Here is a 25,992-nt window from a genome sequence, read left to right as displayed (position 1 = left end):
TATGCCTAAGAAATTATTTAGTGTGGATTTGAATAAGAAAATGGATCAGCAAGCGCATCCCGGACACAACCGATGGCATCCGGATATTCCGGCTGCATTTTCAGTTGAGCCAGGAGAGTCATTTCGTATGGAGTGTTTGGACTGGACCGATGGTCAAGTTTCAAACAATGACGACCCGAGCGACATCAAATACGTCAATTTAAACCGTGTACATGTATTAAGCGGTCCCGTATATGTAAACGGCGTAGAACCCGGCGATTTGTTAGTCGTTGATATTTTAGATATCGGCGCATTCCCAGAACATGAATGGGGCTTTAACGGTATTTTCGATAAAACGAATGGCGGCAGTTTCTTAGTCGACCATTATCCGAATGCTCAAAAGTCCATTTGGGATTTCAACGGTATTTATGCGACAAGTCGTCACGTACCCGGCGTAGAATTTGTTGGATTAATCCACCCAGGATTAATCGGCGTTCGCGCCATCACAAGAAATGTTGGATGAATGGAACCGACGTGAACAAGCATTGGTAGATACAGATCCGAACAGAGAGCCGGTATTAGCCAACTTACCGGAAGAAGATGCTGTAGTGCTTGGTACGTTAGAAGGTAAAGATTTCGACCGTGTTGCTAAAGAAGGCGCAAGAACCGTCCCACCAAGAGAAAATGGCGGTAACTGCGATATTAAAAACTTATCTAAAGGTTCGCGTGTATATTTCCCTGTCTTCGTTGAAGGCGCGAAATTATCTGTAGGCGACCTGCACTTCTCTCAAGGCGACGGCGAAATCACATTCTGCGGCGGAATTGAAATGCCGGGATGGATTGATTTACGTGTCAACGTGATTAAAAACGGCATGGAAAAATATCAAATCAAACAAAACCCAGCTTTCAAACCTGGACCAGTCATGCCGAATTACACAGATTACATTGTATTTGAAGGTATTTCGGTAGATGAATTCAGCGGCAAGCAGCAATATCTCGATGCGAATACTGCATATCGCAACGCGTGCTTAAATGCTATTGAATTCTTGAAGACACGCGGCTTTACAGGCGAACAAGCATACATGTTGTTAGGAACTGCTCCCGTTCAAGGTACTGTTGCTGGTATCGTTGACGTTCCGAACGCATGTTGTACTATCGCAATCCCGCGTGAAATCTTTAAAGATGATATCGTCCCGAGTTTGGAGCCTGATGAGTAATGCCAAATTACACTTATGCATGTCCTGATCACGGAGAATTTACCTTAAATCAATCTATGAATGATAACCATGATTTTGCAGTTTGCCCTGACTGCCATCAAGATGCAAAACGCGTCTTTGTCCCATTTCATACTTCAAAGATTGATTCAAAATTAAAAAAGAGAATCGAAGCCGGTCAGGAACCGCGAATTGTTTCTAAAGATAAACTCCCAACCCAGCAGAAACGGCGTGTTCCGAATAACCGTCCTTGGATGATTTAGAAAAACCCATATAAATCAATGATACGAATTACATTGCATAAAATACCACAGCCCGATTTTATGCAAAAAAGAAAGCTCATATTTGATACAAAACAGGTACATTCGTCCTATCGTTGAGCAATAACCCTCCTCAATGAAATGGCATTCGATGTTCCATAAAAAATGGCATAAGAAAGTTGCACAGATTAAACCCCAATGATTGATTGAAGATGTTAGCGTGAAACCACACTGGATAATTTTAACCTATCCAATCACTGCCAATCACAACATTAACCTGTCATACACGTATCACCGTCTATTGTCTCCCCTTCGTTTTCGGTGATACGGACAGGTTTTAACATGCAAAAGAAAGACACATGCGACCATTTTTTGGCGCATGTGTCTTTTATTGTCTATCAATTAAATGTTAGGTCCATATAATCTCGGTGTATGGTCCACAGTTTGACCTTCAATCAGCTGCTTTAATTCGTGCTGCCATAATTCTGGTGTGTATTCGCATTCCATTAAACGACGCATTAAAGGCACATTGTCAGTGTGATGATATAAGACATCATTCATTTCAGCAATCGACCATTTTGGGCAAGGCCGTTCCACTAATTCAAATGTATCACCTTGTTGAATACGTCCTTCTTCTAATACACGAAAATACCAGCCTGTACGTCCTGTCTCTTGAATCCGTCTGCCGAACTCTATCCAGCCGACACGTCGTCCCGGCTTCCAGCAAGGTCTGCGCGGCTGCGACACTTGTACGAGTGCTTCTCCGACACGATAAATGTCCCCGATACAAACTGTAGTTTCGTCCATATCAGACACCGATACATTTTCTCCATTCGTTCCGACGCTGAATGTTGTATCAGGATATTCTTCTGTCCATTTCTCATAATGTATTACACTATAGGCAAACAAGGCTTTTTCAGGACCGCCATGATGTTTCTTATCTCCGACATCATCGCCTTCTAATCCAGTATGAGTCAAAAACACTGGATTTTTCATCGGCTTTTTAAATGCAGCAGTCATCCATTGTTGTTCTAATTTGTTCACAGCATACGCATGGCCTACTGTTTCAACACCGCCTGCAAACAAAGTTTCAATTGTACGCATCTGCTTCACCCTTTCTACTTTCCCTTGTCCTCATTGTAACTTAATTTCACTCTGATTGAATATAACTAAGACGCATTATGTCCTTCTTTGTTATAAATTTTAGGATAATTTGTATCTTTGTGATTTATTTTTCAAATGTGAGTTGAAGCATTTGCGAAATCAGCTGATTTTTACCATACTATAGATGAAAGAGATATAGCATAATGCGAAAAAGAGGAGTGTCAATAAATGAACCAAGAACAATTTGACAAAATTAAAAATGGTAAAGGATTTATCGCAGCATTAGACCAAAGCGGTGGAAGTACTCCTAAAGCGCTTAAAGCTTATGGCGTTGAAGAAAATGAATACTCAAACGACGACGAAATGTTTGACCTTGTACATGAAATGCGTACACGCATCATCACTTCACCTGCTTTCAACGGAGACAAAATCTTAGGAGCTATCTTATTCGAACAAACAATGGATCGTGAAATCGAAGGACAATACACAGGCGATTTCTTAGCAAGCAAAGGCATTGTTCCATTCTTGAAAGTCGACAAAGGTTTAGCTGAAGAAAGCGAAGGCGTTCAAGTCATGAAACCTATTCCTGACTTAGACAAATTATTGAAACGTGCGAACGAACGTCATATCTTCGGTACTAAAATGCGTTCTAACATTTTAGAAAACAACAAAGAAGGTATCGAAAAAGTTGTTAAACAACAATTCGAAGTTGCAAAAGAAATCATTGCGGCTGGTTTAGTACCTATCATTGAACCAGAAGTCAACATTCATTCAAAAGACAAAGAAGCTATCGAAGCGAACTTAGCAGAAGCTATCAAAGCAGAATTAGATAACTTAAGCAAAGACGAATTCGTAATGTTGAAATTAACAATTCCTACTAAAGCCAACACTTACAAAGCACTTATCGACCACCCTCAAGTGGTACGCGTTGTTGCATTATCTGGCGGATACAGCCGTGAAGAAGCAAACAAAATCTTGAAACAAAATGACGGATTAATCGCAAGCTTCTCTCGTGCGTTAGTTACTGACTTGAACGTTAAACAATCAGACGAAGAATTCAACAGTAAATTACAAGATGCAATCGATTCAATCTTTGATGCATCTGTAAACAAAGCATAATAACAGTTAGACTGTTTTAGCGAATCTCTCTATGAGGTTCGCTTTTTTCATGCCAAAAAGCCCGAGATACAAAATAAAAAATTATTTCGTACTCTCGGGCTTTGTTCATTTATTTTTCAACTAAATAACGGTAAATATCATCTCTAACAGGTGTGTCTAAAGCTAAATGCATGGTGACCACACTATTTCCATTCGGCATTTTTGTTTGTGCTTCAGTACCTGGCATAAAGCGTGCTTTGCCTAAATAATAAAAGTACTTTTGTTCACCATCTTCTTTCTTTACAAACAAATACATCGGTGCGTTTAATGCTTGATGCGCCATCACATTTTGAACTTCATTATTGTCTATTTTTCTTTGTGTACTCGTGAACCATTTCAATTCATTTTGATTAACGAATTTATCTCCATACGCTATATTGTCGCTGATACCTTCACGTTTGTGATAAGTAATGAAGATTGGTAATGTTTGATGCTTTAATCTATAGCCGTTAATGACCGATGATTCATCTATATCCCAATTCATAATTTTTACAAAATCTTGTCTGGAATAACGTTCATATAGAAGCAGCTTATTTTGATTGCGATAAACATGTTCATGATTATATTTTGCTAAGGCAATTAAATCTTCCACATGACGATGGAAGGCTTCATTGCCTAAGTTTGTTTTAAACTGTTCCGTGAGTTTAATTCGGTTGCTTTCTTTATCCCATTCTACCAAGGGAGTACCATATCTCTCATCAATATTTTCACTGAAATACGTTTCGTCAAGTATTTTTAGGCTGGTACGTACATCCGCTGGTTCAACCTCGCTATCGCTTTGACGCAGCTTATCTACTAATTGCTCAAAGGTTTCATCTTGTTTCATTAACAGTTCTAGCGTCACATAATCTGTATGCTTTAAACCTTTTGCGATCTCTCGAGAGATGAAAGTTAGATTCTTAAAGGCATTTTCAGAGATATGTTCAGTAATATCTGTTTTCTCTATTAGAAATTCTTCATAATTTTTATACTTAGATAAAATCACTTGCGGATCAATCGAGTGTTGATGAATGAAATCCATTAATTCAGGTGTTCGACCGATACGTGCTTTCACTTCTTTAAATGCTTTAAAAATAATACGTTTATCATTCAAAGTCGCACTTTGAATAGAATCAAAAATTCTCTTTTGAGCAACTTCTTCAAAATTAATTGTTGAAACACCTTTTAACGGTGCATAGTCTGAAATGAATTTTCGATAACTATCTTTATTATGGGAATGGTCACCTGACAGTGCTATCGGAATCATATAGTTATTCTTATAGTTTCCAATGAAATCAATGACTGTCACAAAATCTTTATTCGCACTCTTGCGCAGACCGCGTCCTAATTGTTGTACAAAGATAATACTCGATTGCGTACTCCGCAACATCACGACTTGGTTGATTTCAGGAATATCGATCCCTTCGTTAAACAAATCTACGGTAATAATGTAATTCAAGCTTCCATCTCTTAATTGCTGAATCACTGCATTACGATGTTTTTGAGAATCTGAACCGGTTAAAGCTTCTGTCGGTATGCCTTTATCATTTAATTTTTGTGCTAAAGCTTTTGCTTCTTTTTTGCGGCTGACAAAGATTAAGCCTTTCAAAGTATCACCAGAATACCCGTAGTAATGCGTCTTCTCTAAAATATATTTCACACGGTCTTCAGACGCTAACAGCTTTAAATCTTTCGTATTATCACTCACAACTTGGCCTTCTTGAATATAATCTGAAACACCAAAATAATGGAATGGACATAAAATTTCACTTTCTAGTGCTTTTTGAAGCCTAATTTCATACGCAACATTATGATTAAATTGCGCAAAGACACTTAAATCATCGCTTCGTTCAGGTGTCGCTGTCATACCTAACATAAACTTCGGTGTGAAATAATGGAAAATTCGTTGATACGTAGCAGCTGCTGAACGGTGTGCTTCATCAAAGACAATGTAATCAAAGGTTGTGGGGTCAAACTGTTGATAGATGTCAGGTTTAGACATTGTTTGAACTGTCGCGAATAAATACTTCGCATCCAAATGCTTCTCAGTCCCTGTCAATTTCGCAAAGTCTGTTTCATTTTCATCTGCCAATACTTTGCGATACGCTGCCAATGCATCGTTTAAGATGGTTTCACTATGCACAACGAATAAAAACCGCTTAGGCTTAAATGCACGGACATCTAACGCAGACATAATCGTCTTACCTGTTCCAGTCGCAGAAATAATCAGTGCCTTATCTTCTCCTTGTGCACGCATTGCATCTAAACCTTTCAATGCTTCTACCTGCATCAGATTCGGTTCGATTTTAACCGCTTCGTGTATTCTATTTTCTAGCAACGTTTGTTTCTGACTTTCTTCAAACAAACGTTGAGTCATTTGCGGCTGATAGACGTCACGATATGCTTCAATCCAAGTTTCTGTTAAAGGCGTACTCTCTTCCCACAAGCCATTGAATTGGTCTTTCACTTTATGAACTAAGTCACCATTTTGATGAGAAGATAATAAAATATTATGTTCATAATTGACCTTTAAAGCATTAGAAGTTAAATTCGAACTTCCTACGACTAATGTAGAATAAGCCTCATGATCAAAAATATAACCTTTCGCATGAAAACCTGAAACATCTGTCACACGTACTTCAACATTATCGAGTTTCATCAACTCTTCATACACTTCTGGACTGTTGAAACCCAAATAGTTAGACGTTAATATCTTGCCTTTAACTCCGCGTTGTGCCATATCAAACAAATGCGACTTCAGACTTTGCAGACCGCTTGGCGTAATAAAAGCCACAGAAATCATAAACGACTGACATTTTTCAAGTTCATCAATCAGTGTTGCTAGAACGTTCTCTTCTCGATTATTAAGTACCAGTTTCGGTACATGATGTCCTTGATGTATAAGAGAGCGATCAATAAACCCTTTATGCAGCGATTGGGTTAAATCATCAATTAAATGTTCCATACGCATTACCCTTGTTCAACAAGTAAGTCGACTGCAGGAATATCTGCCGGCGCCCATTCTAATTGATGTAAATCCTCAGGTGCTAACCATTGAATTTGGCTATGTTCAGTTAATGTCGGCATTGTTTTCTGTAACGTACAACGATACGTTGTCAATTCGATAATCGCAAAATCATATTCATGCGGGGTAGTAGTTACCTTTTCCCCTACTTCTAAATCACATTTCATTTCTTCTTGAATTTCACGTTTTAACGCTTCAATATCTGTTTCGCCTTGTTCAATTTTACCGCCTGGAAATTCCCATAATAACGGCAAGCTCATTTGTTCACTGCGTTGTGCACATAAAATTTTACCTTGGTGCTCTATCACTGCACCTACAACTCTGATTAACTTTTTCATATGTATCCTCCGCTCACGTAATTATTTCACTACTTATATGCAGGATCTCATTTTTTATAAAAGATTGCCACACAATTGCAGCAATTTTTTAATTTTTTCATAAAAAATAGACAGGCATGACCTGTCTAAACACGAGTGCTTTAATCTGTTTCCTTCGGATAGACTACTTCACCGTCATCTTCAATAATCGGCATTGCGCCCCATTGTCCTAGCTTGTGTGGTGTTGCAATGATTTCTCCCTTGTTATTCTGCATAATATGATACACATCCCATCCATGTGCAGCTAAATAGTTGCTGACGATAAGACGATGACAGCGTGCAGGATGATGTTCTGAACACATATATGCAACAGGTTTACTTTGTGCAGTTTCTTCTAATGCTTGGATACCAGATTTAAAATCATCTGTTAACGTATAATCGGCATAATTATGAAAGGATTCATTCTGCCATCCGCTGTTCAAACTGCGGCCAATTGTTTCACTCGGCTGTCTGCGTCCGCCTAATAACGGAAATTGCTGATAAGTGATGCCTGCCTTACTCAGCCATGCTTTCATATTGTCATCTTTAAATTGCGGATGTTTGCGGCTCTTTGTAAATGCACGTATATCCGCTAAGACTTTAATATCATACGCTTGCAGCATCTCTAAAAAGGTAGTCTCATCATGATTAGAATGCCCGATTGTATAGATAACTTTTGTTTTTGTGCGGCTCATAGCTTTCACCTCATACTTACTATAGCCTCAAATAGGTCTATCAACGCAAAAAAACTGCCCGAATGGACAGTTTTATGCTGATGACTATTCTTTTTCAATTCCTTCATGAATCATTTCACCGATATATTTTGAAGCTTGACCGTTTTCAATACTGCAGAAACGATTATAGAATGCATCGATTTTATCTTGATATTGTGCTTGAACTTTCGGCAAGTCTTTTAAGCTTTCTGCCAGGGCATGCGGATCTGTAAAGATAGGACCCGGCAAGTCGTTTTTATAATCCATGTAGAAACCGCGCAAGCCTTTATCATATTTTTCAATATCATAAGCAAAGAAGAATTGCGGACGTTTCAAAATGCCGTAATCGAACATCACTGATGAATAATCCGTAATCAAGGCATCTGAAATCAAGAAGATTTCTGAAACATCATCATAGTTAGAAACATCTATCGCAAAGTCTTCATAACCTGTTAAGTCTAAGGCATTCGCAATCAGATAATGCATACGTAATAAGATGACATAGTCGTCGCCAAGCTGTTCATAAAGGTTCTCTAAATCGATTTTAAGCTGGAACGTATACTTGCCTTTTTTAATAAATTCATCATCGCGCCATGTCGGTGCGTACGTAATAACTTTTTTACCTGCAGGAATATTAAGTTTCTCGCGAATCTCTTCGATATACGCTGTATCATTGTAACGATTTACGAGGACATCGTTACGCGGATAGCCGATTTCAAGAATACGTTCTCTATCCATCCAGAACGCTGATTCAAAGATTTCAGTAGAATAACGGTTCGGTGAAACTAAATAATCCCAACGTTCTGTTTCTTCTCTGAAATTACGTTTATAAGCAGGTGTTGTTGTACCCGGCATACGTACGACTTTCATATCATTTGCCAAACGTTTTAAAGGTGTTCCATGCCATGTTTGAATATAAGTTTGGTTCGCTTTTTTATTCAAATACAATGGTGTTCTGGCATTTGCGACCCAGTAACGTGCTTTAGAATACGCTTCATAGTATGCTTTTGAACCTTTTTTAACTTTTTGTGCATTACCAGGCACATAAGTTTTATCTGGGTTTTTCAATACCCATACATAGTTATAGTACGGATAATACTTCTGCATATATTCATAAATATACTTTGGACTATCACTGTAGTTCTTACCGCCGAATGTTTCAAATACAATGGTTTGATCAGACACATTTTCTTGCTGGTCTGTTAACTGATACATCGAGCGGTTTTTGCTTTTATTTCTCAGTACAATATTTTTCACATGGCGCAGCATACCGCGGTATTTGTTCAATGAATAGGCAAAGTCAGGCTGATTAAACATCAAAGCAAGCATTTCTATTTTAAATAATGTGCCGCCTTCATTTAGCAATGACCATTTTGATTTTTTCGCAAGACGAATCAACGTATCTTGATGTGCTTTGTAATGCTTTATATTCTCTCTGTTCGCAGGGTCGAAACCTTTGCGGATTTGAGAAGACAATTTCTTAGTCATAAATTGGCGTACTTTTTTATTTTTGGTTTTGCTTATTGTTTGAAGATAAGCATCCGCATAATCTTCGAATAACTGATCGAAACTTTGCTGCGTCAGCTGTTCTGTTTCAAACGGATCATAAACTTCCCCTCTGAAGTAGAATGGGAAACCTAAAATACGTACAAAGCGCTCTGCATAATTGATGTAATTCACAACAAATGAATTATCAATATATGTCTTCAAATTTTCATCGAATTCAATGTGATGTGCACGTACAATCGATGTTTTGAATAAAATATTACATGCTGTGTTCTTTCTTAAGAATGAATTCGGGTTCGTTTTCGTGTTCATATATTCTAATCTGATTTTATTCTGATCAATATATTGCGGCTGATTCAATGTAAAGTTATTAATCGGCGCAATCAGTGCATCTAAGCCGTTCACATGCTTAAGATAATATTGAATCGCATAAGATGCTAATTCATCATCCGCATCTAAGAACATAAAATAGGGTGTTTGCACATGTTCCATTGCAACATTACGTGCATGGGCATGTCCTTGGTTGTTGTCAAAATCAATAACTTGAACGTTCTTGTCATAGTCTTTCAATGCTTCGTCTAAAATAGCTTTAGAACCATCTTTGGAACCATCATTGACAATAATCATATCAAAATCTTGATTGCGTTGGTGTTTCAAGCTGTCAATACAAGCTTGAATATACTCTTCTTTGTTGTAGTATGTGATAATTACCGTTAACTCATTCATGGTATTAGGAACTCCTTACTTTTTATCTATGTGTTCTGTCACATTTCTACGCATAACGTTTTGTGATGCATATTTTTTTCACATGCTTTCTATTCTACCAGAGCTTGGAACAATGCTTCAAAATTATTTTTTGCGGCTTCTGGCGTCAACTTTTCTCGTGTGTGCACAGCTTTGAGCGGCTGATCTGCTGCCCGCATCATTGCTTGTGCTAATTGTTTTATATTATTGGGCTCTATTAAATACCCGTTCTCGCCGTCGATAATCACTTCATTCGGACCATAACGGACATCATAAGCAATCACTGGACATCCTTCATTAATGCTTTCCATCATCGCTAGACCGAAACCTTCATACGTACTTGTTAAGAAGGATGCCAGCGATTCTCGAAAGATTTGATTCGGATGAGACGTGAAACTTTTGATTTCAACCTCTGTTTCTAGCTGATTGTCTTTAATGCATTGTTCAATTTTATCACGTTCTGCCCCTGGCACTGCACCATAAAGCTTTAATTTTGTTGAATAACCGTTATCTTTAAAAGTTTTAAATGCTTTAACAATATGGTCGATTTGTTTTTCTTTAGAGAAACGCCCTAAATAAACAAACTGATTCTTCCTTTCAACTTCCTTCAGTTCACTCGCTTCTATGAAGTGCGGCATAACTGCAATCTGATTTTTCGGCACATCTGTTTCAGCAAGAATATCTGCTTTCTGCTGCTCTGTCAGCACTAAATAATAGGCGACGTGCTGAGGATTTAGAAGTGCTGTTTTGAATGAACCTTTTATGTTCCCTTCTTCTGTTAAATGCGTACTGTGAAAGACCATTAAACGTTTAATATCATGTTGTGTATCAAGCAGCGGACGATCAAGCAAACGCGCATCATTAAAGACAATATCTCCGTCCTTGAATAATTCATTATAGAAATAAGCAAAGAGTGCTTTATCTGATTTGAAACTATGTGTAATTCGCCCTTGATGCAGCAGTAAAATCGTATGTGCTTGATGCGGCTTGCTGGTTTCAAAGAATTTTTGACAATAAGCATTGCCGTCCAAATCATACAGTATTTCTGAAACTTTTATATTGTTTGCGGCTGCATAGCGGCTTTCTTTATGCAAATAACCGTACGGATTATATTCATAGCGGATCAGCTTATGTTTTGTATCTGGAGACATCATATCTTCAAACTTTACTACGTCTGAGTCTTGATAATACTTGCGATACATTAAATATGTTTCTGTCTTTGCATCATAATAACGCACAACGTCTCCTTTTTTATTCGTCTTAGAGGTATAGCCAGATAAACGAACAGGCTGTTCAGCATATTTAAATTGATGTTTAAAACGTGTTTTTGGAATATTGAACAAATTAAAGCCAGACAGCCAGTCATAAATATTAATAACTTCGGTTGCTGAATTCAAAATCCCCTGTGCTCTGAATTCTGATAATACTTGCGGATATTCTATGTTGTAATTTGTCGTTAGGATGGTTTGTTGAATCCCTAACTCTCCATAAAGAAACTTAATTCTCTTTAACAATGCTTTCGTCCTGCCGCCATGATCCGGCGGCAATGTTGAAGTGATTGTATATAGCATAGTATCCTTCTCTCTTTCTTGATTACCCAATGATATTTTAAAGAAAATTATATCATGATGCTATTAAGTTTTGAAATGAACACAAAAAAGCCGGCCTGAAACGGCCAGCTTTCAATAAAATGATTGGATTCTATACAGGTGATTTATTTTGTGCTAATGATTACGATTGTCCTTTTCCATGAATTGTTTAATGATTGCGTTCATCTCGCTGATATTTCGGTTTTGACTTTGAAGCAAGTCATATAGTGCTTGTTGTTCTTTTGAATCCTTGTCCATGCTTGGTGCTGTTGTCGGTTTTGGATGTGCTGTATCAGACCCACCCGCAAATCTATGATAAATGTCTTTATGATGCGTTTTCGCATACATTAACAACGCCGCATATAACACATCATCCGAGTTGGATTGCTGACGCAATGCATGGTAAAGTTCGTGTGTTTGAGAGGATACTTGAGACACTACTGCAGAATTTTGCTGCACTTGCGATGATTGTTCCGGTATATATGTTTCATGCGTCATCATAGATGATAAAGCATGTCCTTCAATATCGAATTTAGGCAAGATACGGTTCAACCATGCCGGCAGATACCATGAAGCCTTGCCAAAGAGCAATGTCAATGCCGGAATAATCATCAATCTTACCACAAAGGCATCAAACAGTACCCCGAAAGCTAAAGCAATACCCATAGTTTTAATCATTACATCTTCTTGTGTCACAAAGGCTAAGAAGACACTGAACATAATCAAAGCTGCTGCAATGATAACCGGACCGCTTTCTTTCAATCCGACTTTGATCGCATGCACATTATCGCGGGTTCTGCTGTATTCTTCATGTACCCGAGACATTAAGAACACTTCATAGTCCATCGCAAGACCGAATAATATACCAATGACAATGACTGGCAAGAATGCTAATACCGGTGCTGTTTCATGAATGCCGAGCACCTCTTTCATAAAGCCGTCTTGCATCACTAATGTCGTAAAGCCGAGTGTTGCTGTTAAGGATAAGATGAAACCGAGTACCGCTTTAAGCGGAATGATAATCGAACGAAAGACGAGCATTAATAACACAAAAGCTAATAAGACAATAATGCCCGCAAAGACTGGAATTGCGTCATTGAGTTTCTTAGACATATCAATGTTGATCACATTGGTACCTGAGATTTCAGTTAAGAAACCATATTTATCTTTTGCATCATCATAATAATCTCTTAAATCTTTTACTAAGTCATCTGTACTTTTTGCTTGCGGACCATTTTTTGGAATAACCGTAATTAAAGCATAGTCATTATGTTTACTCATTTGCGGCGGTGAAACTAATTCCACATTGTCCATATCATTGATGTCGCCCATAAGTTGTTTTAAATCCTTCTGCATAGCTTGCGGATTATCTTTTTTATCTTTCACATTGATAATCATCGGAATTTGACCATTAAAGCCTTCTCCGAATTTATCACTCATAATGTCATAAGCTTTCTTTTGTGTCGTACTTTCAGGTTTAACACCGTCATCAGGAATCCCTAAGCGCATATGCGCTACAGGTACAGAAACTGTAACTAAAATAATCAAACCGATCAGCACCGCAGCTAATGGACTTTTGACTATAAATTTAGACCATCCTGTATCTGCTGATTTACGGCCTTGTCCTTCGATTTTAGGACGAATATATTTATGGAATAAGCTAATCAATGCAGGTACCAGTGTCAATGCACTTAAGACCGCAAAGAGTACACTGATTGCTGACATATAACCCATAATACCTAAGAACTTAATACCGACTAAACCAAGACCGCAAACTGCGATAATGACAGTCAGTCCTGCGAAAATAACAGCTCCGCCGGCTGTCCCTAGCGCTAAGCCTACTGCTTTAGGAACATTGGATTCATTTTTAATAATTTGTCTGTAACGGAAGAGAATGAAGAGTGCATAGTCGATTCCGACTGCTAGTCCTATCATTACCGCCAATGTCAATGTGACATTCGGTATATCTGTAAAATGCGTCATAAATCCGATAATACCGACACTTGTGACTAAACCAAGGACCGCAGAAATAATCGGCAGACCTGCTGCGACAAAGGAACCAAATGTAATAAGAAGTACGATAAATGCCACAACAATACCGATTACTTCTGACATACCGCCGACTTCAACATTACCGCTCATACCGTTGCCTGTTAATTCCGTTTGTATATTATGCTTACCTTTTAAATCATCTAAGTGATCTTTGACTTTATCTATGTTTTTATCTTCAATCGATGTCATACTTAAATCATATTGAATATCTGTAAACAAGGTCGTTTTATCTTTGCTGATTTGTTTATTCTTATAAGGATCTGAGACCTTTTCAACATGCTTGTCATCTTCCTTAATGTCATCAAGCGTTTGTTTCACATCTTTCATGACACCTTCTTTAACGATGCCGTCTTTAGTATGAGATTTCATAACAACACGTATGGTTGCTTTTTCACTATCTATATCGAAATGCTTTTCAATTTTCTTATTCGTATCTATCGATTTCAACCCAGTCATTTTGATATCATTATCAAATTTCGGCGCATTAAATGTCATCGGTACGATAACAGCCAATAATACTACAATCCATGTGACTATAGCCCACCATTTATGCTTCGCGATAAATGACCCGAGTTTATATAGAAAATTTGCCAATTCATTGCCTCCCTCTCATATATACAGTATAGTTTAATCTACACAGTAGTTTATTTATATTCCATATTGTACAGGCTGAGTCTTAAATTTCCAGCTATAATTCAGCCTTTCTATATATTTAGACGACATAAAAAAGGAGATGTAGATTATTTATGAATCAAAATGATTTGCGTGTTATAAAAACCAAACGTGCATTATCCCAATCACTCTTTCAATTGCTTGAAGAGAAGATGTTTTCAAATATCACTGTAAATATGATCTGCCAAACAGCACTGGTTCACCGCACTACTTTCTATAAGCACTTTTATGATAAATATGATCTATTAACCTATTTAATGAATGATATTACACAAGACTACTTTGAAACAGACATCCGAGAACGTATCAGACAGCCTTTCCAATCACTCAACGTCTTCATGAGCCACCCTGTAGATAAAATCGATATTAAACAGCGACATGACAAAGAGTTCTTTGAAACGGTCACGTCTTTATTCATTCAAAAATTGCGCCAAGACATTATCGATAACGAAGATAAAATCGAGATTCCGAATGAAGTCCCGATTGAACTTGTCGCACGTGTCTTCGATTCAGTGATTACAGCTATCGGAGAATGGAATTATCAAAGCGATTTCGATGAAAACTGCAGCTTACTTTCTATGGAGTATCCAGAAAAGCTTGATAAAATCTTTAACCAACTCGTCAATATCAAGTTAAAACAATAAAAAAATCAGAACGCACATTATGACACTGTTCATCATGCGTTCTGATTTTTATCTTTATTTCATTTTCTTATTCTGTCTTCTTTTCAGCTTTCTTTTGTTCTTTTGCTTTCTTTATCTTTTCTTCTTTCTCTTGTTTGTACGTTTCACCGTAAGGTACAAACTTCAACTGAACCTTATTTGAAATATGCCAATATTGTTTAAAGACACGCTGTGTTTCTTCAGACCATGGCGAAGTATGTTGCGTATATGCTTCAAAGGGCAAGTTTTCAACAGTAATAACTTGTCCTTTTTGTGCATGTTCCGCTTCATCTTTCAGCTTTTCAATACGTTGATGATTCGTATAAGTCATAAATGAAAAGACGCTTAGGAATAAGAGACTCGAAACCAATGCAATACTGCCGAAAATCACAGTGGTTCTTCGCATCGGCAGATGTATTTGTTTCAACAAGGTCAGTAAAACAATCAACCATAATAAATAGACAAAATAAAAGCTTCTAGGTCCGACCGGAGAAACTACAAATAAAGGCATTTCCACTATAACAATCGATGCGAAACAAAAATATACCGTCAATAACGCCGGTCTCGGCAAACCGACAAAGTAAACACCGATTGCTATTGCACAAAAGTAAATCAAACATACACTGCTGTTCAACAAAGCAATCCATGGCACATGTACCATGTCTGCTAGTTTAAAGCCGTCATAAATAATGTATTTATAAACCGTAAAACATACAATTCCAAGTGTCAGTATGATTTTATAGCGCGCTGCCAAATTCATAAACTTCGGACTATGGTAAAGTACATAAAGCAATACCATCGCTAACACCGTTAAAAAGACTGCACTCGTGAAATAGCCATGATATGGAATCGTTCTTATCATCGTTTCTATCACTTTATCAGAAAGCGACGTCGCAGCCCCTACTTTTTGATATGACGTATTGCCGCTTAACATGTTTAAATAATTCGGATTACTGAACATGATAACTGATCCAATACAAGCAAAGCCTAATCCTATTAATAACTTGGTATTGATTTTACGATACATCATCCAATATACAATTAATCCCACACCGATAATCGCTATATTATAAAGCGTCACAGATTCCATTAATAACTGCCCTGCAAGACAAGCGAGATAAAACAAGATAAGTTCAGTCTGTTGGTAATACTTAGGCTGCTGGTCGCGATAGGTCACAATTTGAATCACCATGCCTAAAATCACTAAAGCACATAATGCACTGGTCACATAATTATTGAATCCGGCAAACCACGCATAGGTTTGCTTAAAGATGGGATTTGGCATCAACAATAACGCTGTAAAGGCCATGACTAAAAAAGCATGGCTGTTCTCTTTATGTATCAGCCGCAAAATCATCCATAATACCAGCATTGAGACGACTGTATACACAACCATTCTCAGTAGTAAATTTCTGACGACTAAAATTTCTAATATGTTGCCGATGTAGCGGCCGTTCAAATCTTCAAAATGACGATTAAACCATTGATCCAATCCCGTCACATACCATTCCCAATCGTCTTGTGCTAATGGAATCACTGACGCAAATACAAAATAAAAAGCTGCAATTAAAATAAAGATGACATATTGCTTTTGCTGTTTTAAAAAATTCATGATGCCATGCTCCTTGTTGTTTTAATATAATCAAATACTGAAGTGAAATTCATACTGGGAACACTTCCTTACTGACAATTTTTGTTTTTAATAGTAAAATTATTTATTATCAATAGAGTCAACTAAAAAACATCATTTTCAACCTATAAGGAGCCAACACATCATGATTATACAAATCAGTTTATATCTCTTCATCGGCCTTATCTTTACCATTTTGGATTTATACTTCATACGTCGCGAAACACGTACTATGAAATGGATAACTGCCTTTTTATTTTATACTGTGCTGATCAACACAGTGTTATTAGGCACGCTGATACTGTTATTACATAAACCGAATGCCTTATTGCCGAAACTCTATCATAGTTTCTTTGCGCTGGAATATAGCGCAGCAGCCTGTGCCATCGGATGCCTGCTTTGTTTGATTCAGCTCCTTTTGACACAGCGTCTCGTTTTGAAAGCATCCGCTGTAAAACGCCCATGGGCTGATTTTGCCATCCGTCTGGTGATTGTACTTTCTGCTTTTATCGGATGCTTTGCGATTTTCTTTGCGGATTGGTGGCTGGAAAGTTTCGGTCAAACAAGACCTGACGCTTTCTTGCATCAGCTGCATAACTTGATAACAGGCCAGCAAAAAGATGCTATGAAAGGCTTGTTGCTGAGTCCTATGTTTAGAGCGTTGTATGTCACAATGCCTTTCTTGTTCATTGTGTACTTCAACCGCTTCAACATTAATTGGAACGGCCGTACCCGCTGTTTCACTTTAATTCCAAGCAAATGGATTCAAAGCGGTTTAGCCGCTATCGCATTTGCCCTATGCATCTCAGGAATCTGGTATATCTGTTATGCACTCCACTTTATACAAGTTCTGAAAAGCATGTTCTGATGCATTGGTTTTCCAGGTCGCAAAAGGTCGTTGCAGTACTTTACTTACAACGACCTTTTTTATTTGTCATAACAGCTATGAAATTAATAAATTATGCTTGTTTGCGTTTAAAACGCTTCAAGATATTCTTTGCGATCTGCTGCTCGCTTTGATTCATAATCACCAGCCATAAGACTGCTGAATACAGCATAGAATATATAATAATATTGATACCTAAAATCACTAAGCCTTTGCCTAAAGCTTCCGCTATCCATTGATAAATGAAGTAATATACCGCTGTCACAATTAACATCGGCAACCATATTTTACCCATTTCAAACCAGAAACGATACATATTCAAACCGATTTTATAGTGGTAATACCAGTTCATAATCAGCGTATAGCCGATAAAGCTGAAACCAGCAATCGAAATCGATACACCGTAACCGCTGTATTTCGGGGCTAATAATGCGGCGGCACCCATTGCCAAAACAAGTGTGACCGCAAGTGCAATGAATCGAAATGTTTGGCGGTTATGTGCTTGAATAATACTGACAGCCGGCAGTTGAGAAAGTTGAAACGTAATCGTAAACATTAATAATACTGTCATGATATAAGCCGGACGAAAATCAGGTCCTGCCCAAATAACAATGAAATTCTCACCGAAAATTACAAATCCAGATAGAATAAAGGATAGAACGATTAACTGAATCCGACTGATTCTGACCATTTGTTTCAACAGCCGATCATTATCTGCACCTTCTACGACCAGCATTGAAAACCCTGGAAACGTGACGTTATTGATAGAAGTTGCGAACTGTTGGAAGATTTTAACAAACTGTACAGCAATTACATAAATCGCGACTGCGACAGTACCGTTAATCGCACCTAAAATCATCTGTCCTGAATTCAGTGTTAATTGTTCAATAGCAATTGAAAACAATACTAAACCTAAATACAGATTCAATTGTTTCTGCTGGCTTAAGTGCGAGATAGAGAGTGCGCCTTTCCAATCAAAGCGGATAGCGACTTTGCGTTTGCATAAAATCATACCTAAGAAAATACATGCAAAGTTAACGATTAACGTGATTAAAATAATCGTAACAGCACCATAGCCCATCAATAAGAAAGGTGTCGCTAAAATCGATGGTGTCACGACACGAATCAGCAGCATACTCTTTGCGATTACAAAGTATTCGTATGCTTGCAAGATACCGTTAAAGATACCCGGATAAAATGAAATCATAATGTTGATGATAATAAAGATTAACATCAGCTTTAATTCAGAGAGCTGCTTAGGTGCTAAAGCATTGCCGAAGACTGCCTCTGCATTAAAGTACAACACGATCCCCATTAATCCGACTAATAATGAACACAAGAAGTAGATATTCAAGATATTACCAAGAATACGAGCTTCTTGTGCTTTCGAGCCTTTCACTCGATTTTGCGATAAGAATTTCGCAATGGTATTACCAAAAGCCAAGTCCATAATATTCAAATAGACTAAGAAAGATAATACTAAGTTATACAATCCATATTCCGAAGTGCCGAGTGTTCTGATAAAGAAAGGTGTATACAGTACTGCGACTAAAATATTTCCGAATATAGATATGTAGGATAAAACCGCTCCAGCTCTTCTTTGATTCATACTCATAACTCCTGTTTACGGTGATTGCGGCGTCGATTGAGATACGGACGCAAGACACGTTCTAAACCAAAGATGACAATCACTGTGAAAATGTTCGCGGGTGAAAAAGTATCAATAATAAATGCGATAGTACTCGCACGCGGAATGAATAACATCATACGCGCCATGATCAGTGCTGCTGCGATAAACATAATGTGTTTAGCAGTAAGCATGCGTGTAAATAAAGCGATGAGAATCCCAATCACCAAACTCGCAAACATCATGCCGACATAGCCGAAATCATGATACGTTTCCGCAACGAAACTTGAACCATAGCCTACACCCTTTAAATACAAATCCTTCATAATGACATAGGAAATAGTATGAGAATATTGGTAGCCGTCTAAAGCACGTTCAACAGATTGGCCTGACCATCCGCCTTGGCCGCCCGTCAAATTGCCCCAAATATTAAATACCGCATATTCTGTCAAAGGACCGATGGAATAAATCTTATCTGGAATTTCTTTAGCTTTTTCAATCGTATAACCGATAACATTCACACTGATACCTTGCGAGAAGAAGAATGACAGCAATGCATCAAAGAAACCGCCTTCTGTTTTAGTACCGCCGCGATTGTTTCCGACAAAATTCATAACCGCAAGCAAAATCGGTGCTAATACGACACCTGTAATAATCGTCTTCTTGCCGAACCATTTGTCTGTCTGTGTATCTTTAGCTAAACGGTTACGGTAACAGAAATAGATAAAGAGTATCAGCACATCCAGCATAAAGTCAGATCTTGAACCTGTCATAACGGATAAACCATCCACAAGCAAAAAGGCCGCAATCGCAAGCCATGCTTTCTTCTTTGCCGGCAAAGTCGCAAGGTAGATAAAAAATGCGACCGGGAACATTCTGCTGATTAATACAAATGCGCCTGGCAAGTTAGACTTAAAGTTAGAAAAGAATGCATAGTACCCTTGTGCTTGCGATGCTTGAATAGCTTCAGCTAAATAAACCAATTTGAAGACAATTGCTACCGCAAACACAAACAAGCTGATGGTTCTGATATTTTGTTTGTACTTTGTCTCTATTGGTTGGAACTGATTGAATCCGCGATGTACTTCGCGATCTAACAGCGCATAACCTAAGAAGAGACAAAACAGACTTAAACTCAACATGATTAAAATATTGAAAATAATGGATTGGTCTGTAAAATATGTTCCCAGCAATTTAAAGTCTTTCTCATGATAATGGAAAAGTTTGCTTACGACCATTCTTCCCATTAAGAAGACAAAGAAGGTCACATTAAACATAAAGAAGATGACCCGCTGGTTAAAGGATTCCAATCCATATATGATATTGTTCAGAAAAAATAATAAGAGCGCACTGAATAACAGCGTAATATTCGAGAAAATAATGCCCAAGGCGAGCATAATTACCGCAATGCCCAGTATGCTCCATCTTAATAATCTGGCCAAACTTCCACCTACTCACTCATTCATTACTTATTTGTGATTGATTACCTCATTAAAGTCTTGCCTCTCGTTGTGTCATAGGTGTAGCTCTGATACATCTCACAAAATGCATAGACTTCTTTCCACCAATTATCCCAACCTGCCTCTCCAAGTACTGTAGCGCCGTACTTTCGCGTTATCTTTGTGCCAATGCATGCGCAAACGCTGTATATAGTGTTTCAGAATCACTGAGTGTCTGCCATGATTGATACGCACCTTGTGCATAATTGTAATAAGCTTCATCTGAAAGATTGATGAAGTATTCAATTGCTTCAGCCGCATCATCTGGATTTAAAGCATCGCTGATCAGCAAACCATTTTGTTCAGGTTTTACTATTTCTGACGTACCGCCTACATCTGACGCAACGACAGGAATCGCATTCGCCATCGCTTCCATTACAGACACCGGTACACCTTCAGATTCAGACGTGTTCAAGAACAGTGTCGGGTTATGGTCATGATACCATTTTCTGACTGCAGTGTTAGGCAAACGTCCGATTAATTCATATTGTTCGGGCTTTAATTTTTCCTTTGCCAGTTCCGCAATCTTTTCAGCATCAGGACCGTCTCCGATATGTACCCACTTAAAGTCGTAACCTTTTTCGCTTAATTGCGCGAGTGCATCGATAATGACATCTAAGCGTTTCAATTTGCGGATTGTGGAACAGCTGACGAACAAGTTAGGATTGCGTTCTGAGACTTGAAAGTCCCCTTCTCCGACTCCTAACCGTCTTGTTTCTATTTTATCCGCATACTTCGGAAACTTTTCTCTCAAGTAGCGTGTGCTCGTATCTGAAACAGGAAAGAGTGCATCGACACGCGCCAACATGCTTTGGCGCATCGGCAAGAAGCTGAAAGGCTTAATATAATCGTTGACATCATAACCGTGGCCTCTCGAAATCAACGGAATCGATGCATCGCCGTAATAATCATGTTTCAGCTTCGCACCTAAATTGGCTGTAATGTAAAACCAATAACTATAAATATACAACTGCGTAGTGCCGTTATTTTCAGGCAGCAGATGCGAACGTACTAAATCTTGATAGATAGCATCTGTTCTCGCTTCAAAATAAAGATTGTACGTCCACTTATAGGGATTTAAAGACCCAGCATTTTCACCGATACCTAACACACGATGATGTTTCAGCAGAATATTCGGTGCTGTTTTGAAAAAATTGACCGCTTTATCTTTTAAACCTTGCGGGAAAGGCAAGTCTAATACCGTTGCCACATCCGGCACCTCGCGTGTTAACTTCATCTTAGGGCTGACCATTGTGGGAATAATAATGATATGATCAAATGCTTCAGCAAGATAATCTATTTCTTCTTCTAAATACTCCTCGCCTTTATAATACGGGAAGTAATTGGTTAACAGAATCAATTCTTTTCGCATGGGTTCTATTCCTTTCTTACTTCTGATTAATATTCTTTTGAAGCAGCACAGTTGAAATCGTCTTGTAAATCACAAACGCATCCATTGTAAAGCTGACATTTGCTGCATAAAAAGCATCTAAACGCATGCGTTCTTCCATTGATGCACTATTGCGCAGTAACGCTTGTGTTAATCCAGTAATACCGGGTTTCACATGAAACTTTGTCTTATAGTAATCTGGGTAGCGATGTTCATTGCCTAACGGACTTGGACGCGGACCGACAAAGCTCATGTCGCCTTTTAGCACATTCAATAATTGCGGCAATTCATCAATACTTGATTTGCGTAAGAATTGTCCAATCTTTGTGACACGCGGATCTTGGTCGCTGTTGAACGTACTGCCGTCAGCGTTTCTGATATCTTCTGCGTTTTCTTTCATCGTTCTGAATTTATGCATCTTAAACGGCAGCATCCCTACACCTAGACGTTGTCCGTTATATAAAATACTGCCTTTATCTTCTTTCTTAATCGCAAGGCTGACAGGCAATGCGACAACAATCAGAATCGGCAATAACGCAATAAACAAAGCTACATCCAGGATTCTTTTAATATTTTTCTGGTAACTCATCGCTTAGTCGCTCCATTTCTTGATAAATTTCTTGCTGCGCCTGTAAGAAACTATATTGCGGCACAAAGCTGATTTCAGCTTGTGCTTTTGTCCCATCCATATAAGACGGTGTAAAGAAATCAGGCACATCTTCATCTTTACGTTCAATGCCGGCTTGATTATGAAAGGCTTCATTAATCTGTTGAGCTGCTTCTAAGTTGGTTAAAGCTTCACTGCCTTTGACATTAATGACTAAGGATGACGGCAATTGTACTGCAGTTTGCCAAATGGCTTGTGCAGCATCTTTTGCATATAAGAATTCACGCGGTACTGTACTTTCTCCCATCACTGTCAATGGTTTGCCTAAACAAGCCAAGCGCATAAAATAATTAATCATATAATTATTCTTTTCATTCGCACCGAATAAATGCGAGAAACGCAGGCAAGTCGTATTGAGCTGCTTACGTTCTTGATAATACGCCGCAAGTGCCTCAACATACCCCTTGTTTAAACCGTACAATGATTTAGGCACATCTTGTTTCGCATCTGATTCTTTCCACGGCAGCGTTGTTTCATCTGCGTATACTGAAATCGAAGATGCGACAATAACGTGCCGACACTTTTTAGCTATTGCGGCTTCAAAAATATTTTGTGCCATTTGAAGTTCGGATGTATACGTACTGATTTCAGCGGTCGGTCCTCTGTTTCCGGCTAAATGTACAATGACATCACCTTCTTGAAAGACCATTTCAAGCGAACCTTTTGAATAATCTGTTTGAATACGCTGCGCCTCATCATTGCCTTGGCGAGATAATATTGTATAGTCTTCGCCTTTTTCTTCAAGCAATGTTGTGAAGTATCTGCCTAATAAACCTGTCCCGCCTGTAATTCTGAATGCCATTTATTTGTCCTCCTTTTTAAGAGGATAGATATAAAAACCTACCTTGTCATAAACACCATTGACCGGTCGGATGTGGTCGCCTTGATGATAATAACGATAACTTTCCAATGTCCCATCCGGTGTTGTGAATTGGTCGTAATCAATCGCTTGATTCGGCGTTTCGCACATAAATTCCAGCACAATCGGCTGTACCGTATCCGGCGTTGTGAATTCTGGTGTCTCTCCATCCAGCAAATGTTTGAATGTCTTTTCCAGCAACTCGTCTTGATTATAGTATTGTATTAATTTATGCATATGGCAACCATCAAAGCGCGGTGTGATTTCAATAATGAATGCTTCATCATCCATGACTTTTACTTGCGCATAGACAGGCCCGTTATCTATTTTCAAAGTTTCAAGATGCGCTTGGATAGCTTGTTGAATGGAATCAAGCGGATAATCATAATCCGGATCAATAATGTGTTTATGAATCAATCCTGGATGCTGCGGCCAAGTTTCGCGCATGGATACTAATGTAAATTCCAGCTTACCATTAACGACATAACCATTAACGGAAATTTCATACCCATCAATATAACGTTCGATAATTGCCGCACCTTCTCTTGAATGTTCCACCGCAAATTGAATCGCATCCGGTAAATCTGATGCATTTTCAACAAGCGTGATACCGCGTTGGCCTTGCCCATCTGTCGGTTTGACGAACACGGGATAGTCTATTTGTGTTTGATGCTTTGGATCTGTTGTAATTTCAAAAGGTACAGACCCTTTGATTCCCTTTGTCTGCGCACGCATTTCATCTTTATGGTTACAAGCATAAGCTGTTTCATAGCTCACAAAATGCGGTAAATCCAATGCTTCAGATAATTGATTAGCGACAGGCATTGCTAAATCAGAACCGACAGAATATACCGCATCGATACCATGTTCAGTGATATACGCTTTGACTGCAGGCTGATCAATGATATTAATTTCGCTGAAGTAATCTGCTTGATCTGCACCTGGGCCATCTTTTTTCATCGCAATCGCATGTGTTTCATAACCTAAGTCATTCAGCTTTTCAATCGCTTCTGCTTGTACAGGTGCCACACCTAAAATTAAGACCTTCTTCATACTAATACCCCGCCGACTGCTTCATTGACTTGCTGAACGATAAATTCTACTTGTTCATCTGTCAGCTGCGGATATAATGGCAGCGTCAATTCATTAACATAGTGCGCATAAGCATTCGGATAGTCTTCAATATTGAAGCCGTAGGCTTGGTACGCTGAAAACATTGGTAAAGGTTTGTAGTGCACATTCGTTGCGATACCTTGCTCTGCCAAACGCTGAATAATATCATTGCGTTGTGCTTCAGTTGCGCCTTTAATCCAAGTGATATAAAGGTGGCAGCTGGACTCTTTATCATTATCAAAATGCTTTAATGTCTGAATAAATTCAGGATTCAAATGCGCTTCATATAAACGCACGATTTCTTTGCGGCGGGATAAATTATCCTCGTATTTACTCAACTGATCCAATCCAATTGCCGCATTAATATCTGTCATATTAAATTTATAGCCAAGTTCAGTAATGTCATATTCCCAGTTGCCCTTTTGCATTTTAGATAACGCATCTTTGCTTTGGCCGTGCAAAATAGATGTTTTGAACAATTTAGGCAGATTGTAGCCATCTGCTTCATAATCTCTCGTCCAAGTCACAGCACCGCCTTCAGCTGTTGTCAGATTCTTTACCGCATGGAATGAAAACGTAGTGAAGTCCGCAAAACTGCCGCTGCATCTTGTGCCTTTTCTCGCACCGAAAGAATGTGCACCGTCATCAATAATCGCAATGCGGTTTAATAAAGCATGCACAGGATTTTCAGTACTGAACAAGTCTTGTTTGCGTTGTACAATTTCAAAGATTTTATCATAATCGCACAATTGTCCTGCAATATCTACAGGAATAATGGCTTTTGTACGCGAAGTGATTTTAGATGCTAACTGCTCATAGTCCATTTCTAATGAGTCTTCTTGCGTATCAACTAATACAATCTTTGCACCTACATGTGCAATGATAGATGCTGAAGCTGTATACGTATACGCTGATGTAATCACCTCATCACCCGCTCCGATGCCTAACAGACGTAACGTGACTTCTAAAGCTGCCGTCGCAGAATTCATTGCGACTGTACCTGATGTTCCCATGTAGTCAGTCAAAGCCTCTTCAAATGCTTGTGTCTTAGGACCCGTTGTGATCCATCCGCTTCTTAATGTTTCAACGACACTTTCAATTGCCTCTTCAGAAATTTGTGGCGGGCTAAATGGTATTTGCATATCTATCTTCTCCTTTATCCTCTAACTATTATCTCTTGCAAACAATAAGAAGAAATAATACTCCGAACATTTGCCAAATGAGGTGCTTCATATCTATGTACATATATCAGCGACTGCTTTCAAATCTCTCTCTTTTATTAAGATTTGTACTCATTTTCGTAATAAC

General features: G+C 38.4%; 19 protein-coding genes and 1 pseudogene. 5 read left to right on the top strand and 15 right to left on the bottom strand.

All coding sequences use genetic code 11. The features are described from left to right. Window position 1: 1 nt before the first annotated feature. Together fmdA and C7N65_RS08835 are read left to right on the top strand one after the other, a co-directional pair. Window positions 2-1,196 (top strand): annotated as a pseudogene (gene fmdA, locus C7N65_RS08840) (formamidase). Continuing rightward, complete coding sequence (locus tag C7N65_RS08835) at window positions 1,196-1,456, top strand: zinc ribbon domain-containing protein (protein WP_105994117.1); 261 nt, start codon at window positions 1,196-1,198, stop codon at window positions 1,454-1,456. Before fmdA ends, C7N65_RS08835 begins: the two are co-directional and overlap by 1 nt. Before the next feature lie 399 nt (window positions 1,457-1,855). Here the strand turns inward: C7N65_RS08835 and C7N65_RS08830 are convergent, their stop codons facing one another. Continuing rightward, window positions 1,856-2,557, bottom strand: a complete 702-nt coding sequence (locus C7N65_RS08830) for an MOSC domain-containing protein (RefSeq protein WP_199790676.1) — start codon at window positions 2,555-2,557, stop codon at window positions 1,856-1,858. 228 nt (window positions 2,558-2,785) lie between these two features. Here C7N65_RS08830 and C7N65_RS08825 point away from each other — a divergent pair, with 228 nt between their 5' ends. Continuing rightward, on the top strand, window positions 2,786-3,676 hold the full coding sequence (locus C7N65_RS08825) for a fructose bisphosphate aldolase (RefSeq protein WP_105994115.1): 891 nt from the start codon (window positions 2,786-2,788) through the stop codon (window positions 3,674-3,676). A 109-nt stretch (window positions 3,677-3,785) separates the two neighbouring features. On the opposite strand, the gene C7N65_RS08820 is transcribed toward C7N65_RS08825, so the two are convergent. The 6 genes from C7N65_RS08820 to C7N65_RS08795 form a co-directional block, all read right to left on the bottom strand. Beyond that, window positions 3,786-6,659, bottom strand: coding sequence for a DUF3427 domain-containing protein (locus C7N65_RS08820; RefSeq protein ID WP_199790675.1), 2,874 nt, complete (start codon window positions 6,657-6,659; stop codon window positions 3,786-3,788). A gap of 5 nt (window positions 6,660-6,664) precedes the next feature. Continuing rightward, the gene (locus tag C7N65_RS08815; protein WP_105994113.1) at window positions 6,665-7,057 is read right to left on the bottom strand and encodes a (deoxy)nucleoside triphosphate pyrophosphohydrolase; all 393 of its coding nucleotides are present in this window, start codon (window positions 7,055-7,057) and stop codon (window positions 6,665-6,667) included. A 140-nt stretch (window positions 7,058-7,197) separates the two neighbouring features. Further along, window positions 7,198-7,770: a DUF488 family protein gene (locus C7N65_RS08810; RefSeq protein WP_105994112.1), complete on the bottom strand. Its 573-nt coding sequence runs from the start codon at window positions 7,768-7,770 to the stop codon at window positions 7,198-7,200. 84 nt (window positions 7,771-7,854) lie between these two features. Beyond that, window positions 7,855-10,020 (bottom strand): CDP-glycerol glycerophosphotransferase family protein, encoded by a 2,166-nt coding sequence (locus C7N65_RS08805; protein ID WP_105994111.1) that lies wholly within the window; start codon window positions 10,018-10,020, stop codon window positions 7,855-7,857. 89 nt (window positions 10,021-10,109) lie between these two features. Then, window positions 10,110-11,609 carry a glycosyltransferase gene (locus C7N65_RS08800; protein ID WP_105994110.1) on the bottom strand — a complete coding sequence of 500 codons (1,500 nt, stop codon included), beginning with the start codon at window positions 11,607-11,609 and terminating at the stop codon, window positions 10,110-10,112. A 153-nt stretch (window positions 11,610-11,762) separates the two neighbouring features. Beyond that, complete coding sequence (locus tag C7N65_RS08795; RefSeq protein ID WP_105994109.1) at window positions 11,763-14,273, bottom strand: MMPL family transporter; 2,511 nt, start codon at window positions 14,271-14,273, stop codon at window positions 11,763-11,765. A 152-nt stretch (window positions 14,274-14,425) separates the two neighbouring features. On the opposite strand from C7N65_RS08795, the gene C7N65_RS08790 reads away from it, so the two are divergent. Then, window positions 14,426-14,995 carry a TetR/AcrR family transcriptional regulator gene (locus tag C7N65_RS08790; RefSeq protein WP_105994108.1) on the top strand — a complete coding sequence of 190 codons (570 nt, stop codon included), beginning with the start codon at window positions 14,426-14,428 and terminating at the stop codon, window positions 14,993-14,995. A 67-nt stretch (window positions 14,996-15,062) separates the two neighbouring features. Here the strand turns inward: C7N65_RS08790 and C7N65_RS08785 are convergent, their stop codons facing one another. After that, on the bottom strand, window positions 15,063-16,625 hold the full coding sequence (locus C7N65_RS08785) for a DUF6056 family protein (RefSeq protein WP_105994107.1): 1,563 nt from the start codon (window positions 16,623-16,625) through the stop codon (window positions 15,063-15,065). Between the two features lie 163 nt (window positions 16,626-16,788). Between C7N65_RS08785 and C7N65_RS08780 the strand changes: the two genes are divergently transcribed. After that, window positions 16,789-17,511 (top strand): hypothetical protein, encoded by a 723-nt coding sequence (locus C7N65_RS08780; RefSeq protein ID WP_105994106.1) that lies wholly within the window; start codon window positions 16,789-16,791, stop codon window positions 17,509-17,511. A gap of 91 nt (window positions 17,512-17,602) precedes the next feature. Here C7N65_RS08780 and C7N65_RS08775 read toward each other — a convergent pair whose 3' ends face one another. From C7N65_RS08775 to C7N65_RS08745, 7 genes are all read right to left on the bottom strand, one after another. Further along, entirely contained in the window at window positions 17,603-19,138 is a 1,536-nt protein-coding gene (locus C7N65_RS08775; protein ID WP_105994105.1) for an oligosaccharide flippase family protein, read from the bottom strand. Between the two features lie 2 nt (window positions 19,139-19,140). Next, window positions 19,141-20,598 (bottom strand): O-antigen polysaccharide polymerase Wzy family protein, encoded by a 1,458-nt coding sequence (locus tag C7N65_RS08770; RefSeq protein ID WP_105994104.1) that lies wholly within the window; start codon window positions 20,596-20,598, stop codon window positions 19,141-19,143. 172 nt (window positions 20,599-20,770) lie between these two features. Then, window positions 20,771-22,027 (bottom strand): glycosyltransferase, encoded by a 1,257-nt coding sequence (locus tag C7N65_RS08765; protein WP_105994103.1) that lies wholly within the window; start codon window positions 22,025-22,027, stop codon window positions 20,771-20,773. A 16-nt stretch (window positions 22,028-22,043) separates the two neighbouring features. Then, window positions 22,044-22,634 (bottom strand): sugar transferase, encoded by a 591-nt coding sequence (locus tag C7N65_RS08760; RefSeq protein WP_105994102.1) that lies wholly within the window; start codon window positions 22,632-22,634, stop codon window positions 22,044-22,046. Further along, window positions 22,612-23,514, bottom strand: a complete 903-nt coding sequence (locus tag C7N65_RS08755) for an NAD-dependent epimerase/dehydratase family protein (protein WP_105994101.1) — start codon at window positions 23,512-23,514, stop codon at window positions 22,612-22,614. Before C7N65_RS08755 ends, C7N65_RS08760 begins: the two co-directional genes overlap by 23 nt. Next, a complete protein-coding gene (locus C7N65_RS08750) occupies window positions 23,515-24,624 on the bottom strand; it encodes an ATP-grasp domain-containing protein (RefSeq protein ID WP_105994100.1) in 1,110 nt (369 codons plus the stop codon). Continuing rightward, window positions 24,621-25,826, bottom strand: a complete 1,206-nt coding sequence (locus C7N65_RS08745) for a DegT/DnrJ/EryC1/StrS family aminotransferase (protein WP_105994099.1) — start codon at window positions 25,824-25,826, stop codon at window positions 24,621-24,623. Before C7N65_RS08745 ends, C7N65_RS08750 begins: the two co-directional genes overlap by 4 nt. Window positions 25,827-25,992 lie beyond the last annotated feature (166 nt).

Origin of the sequence: Staphylococcus simulans, from assembly GCF_002994445.1 — a bacterium.
Taxonomy (GTDB): Bacteria; Bacillota; Bacilli; order Staphylococcales; family Staphylococcaceae; genus Staphylococcus; species Staphylococcus simulans_B.
This window is presented reverse-complemented; position numbering and strand designations above follow the sequence as displayed.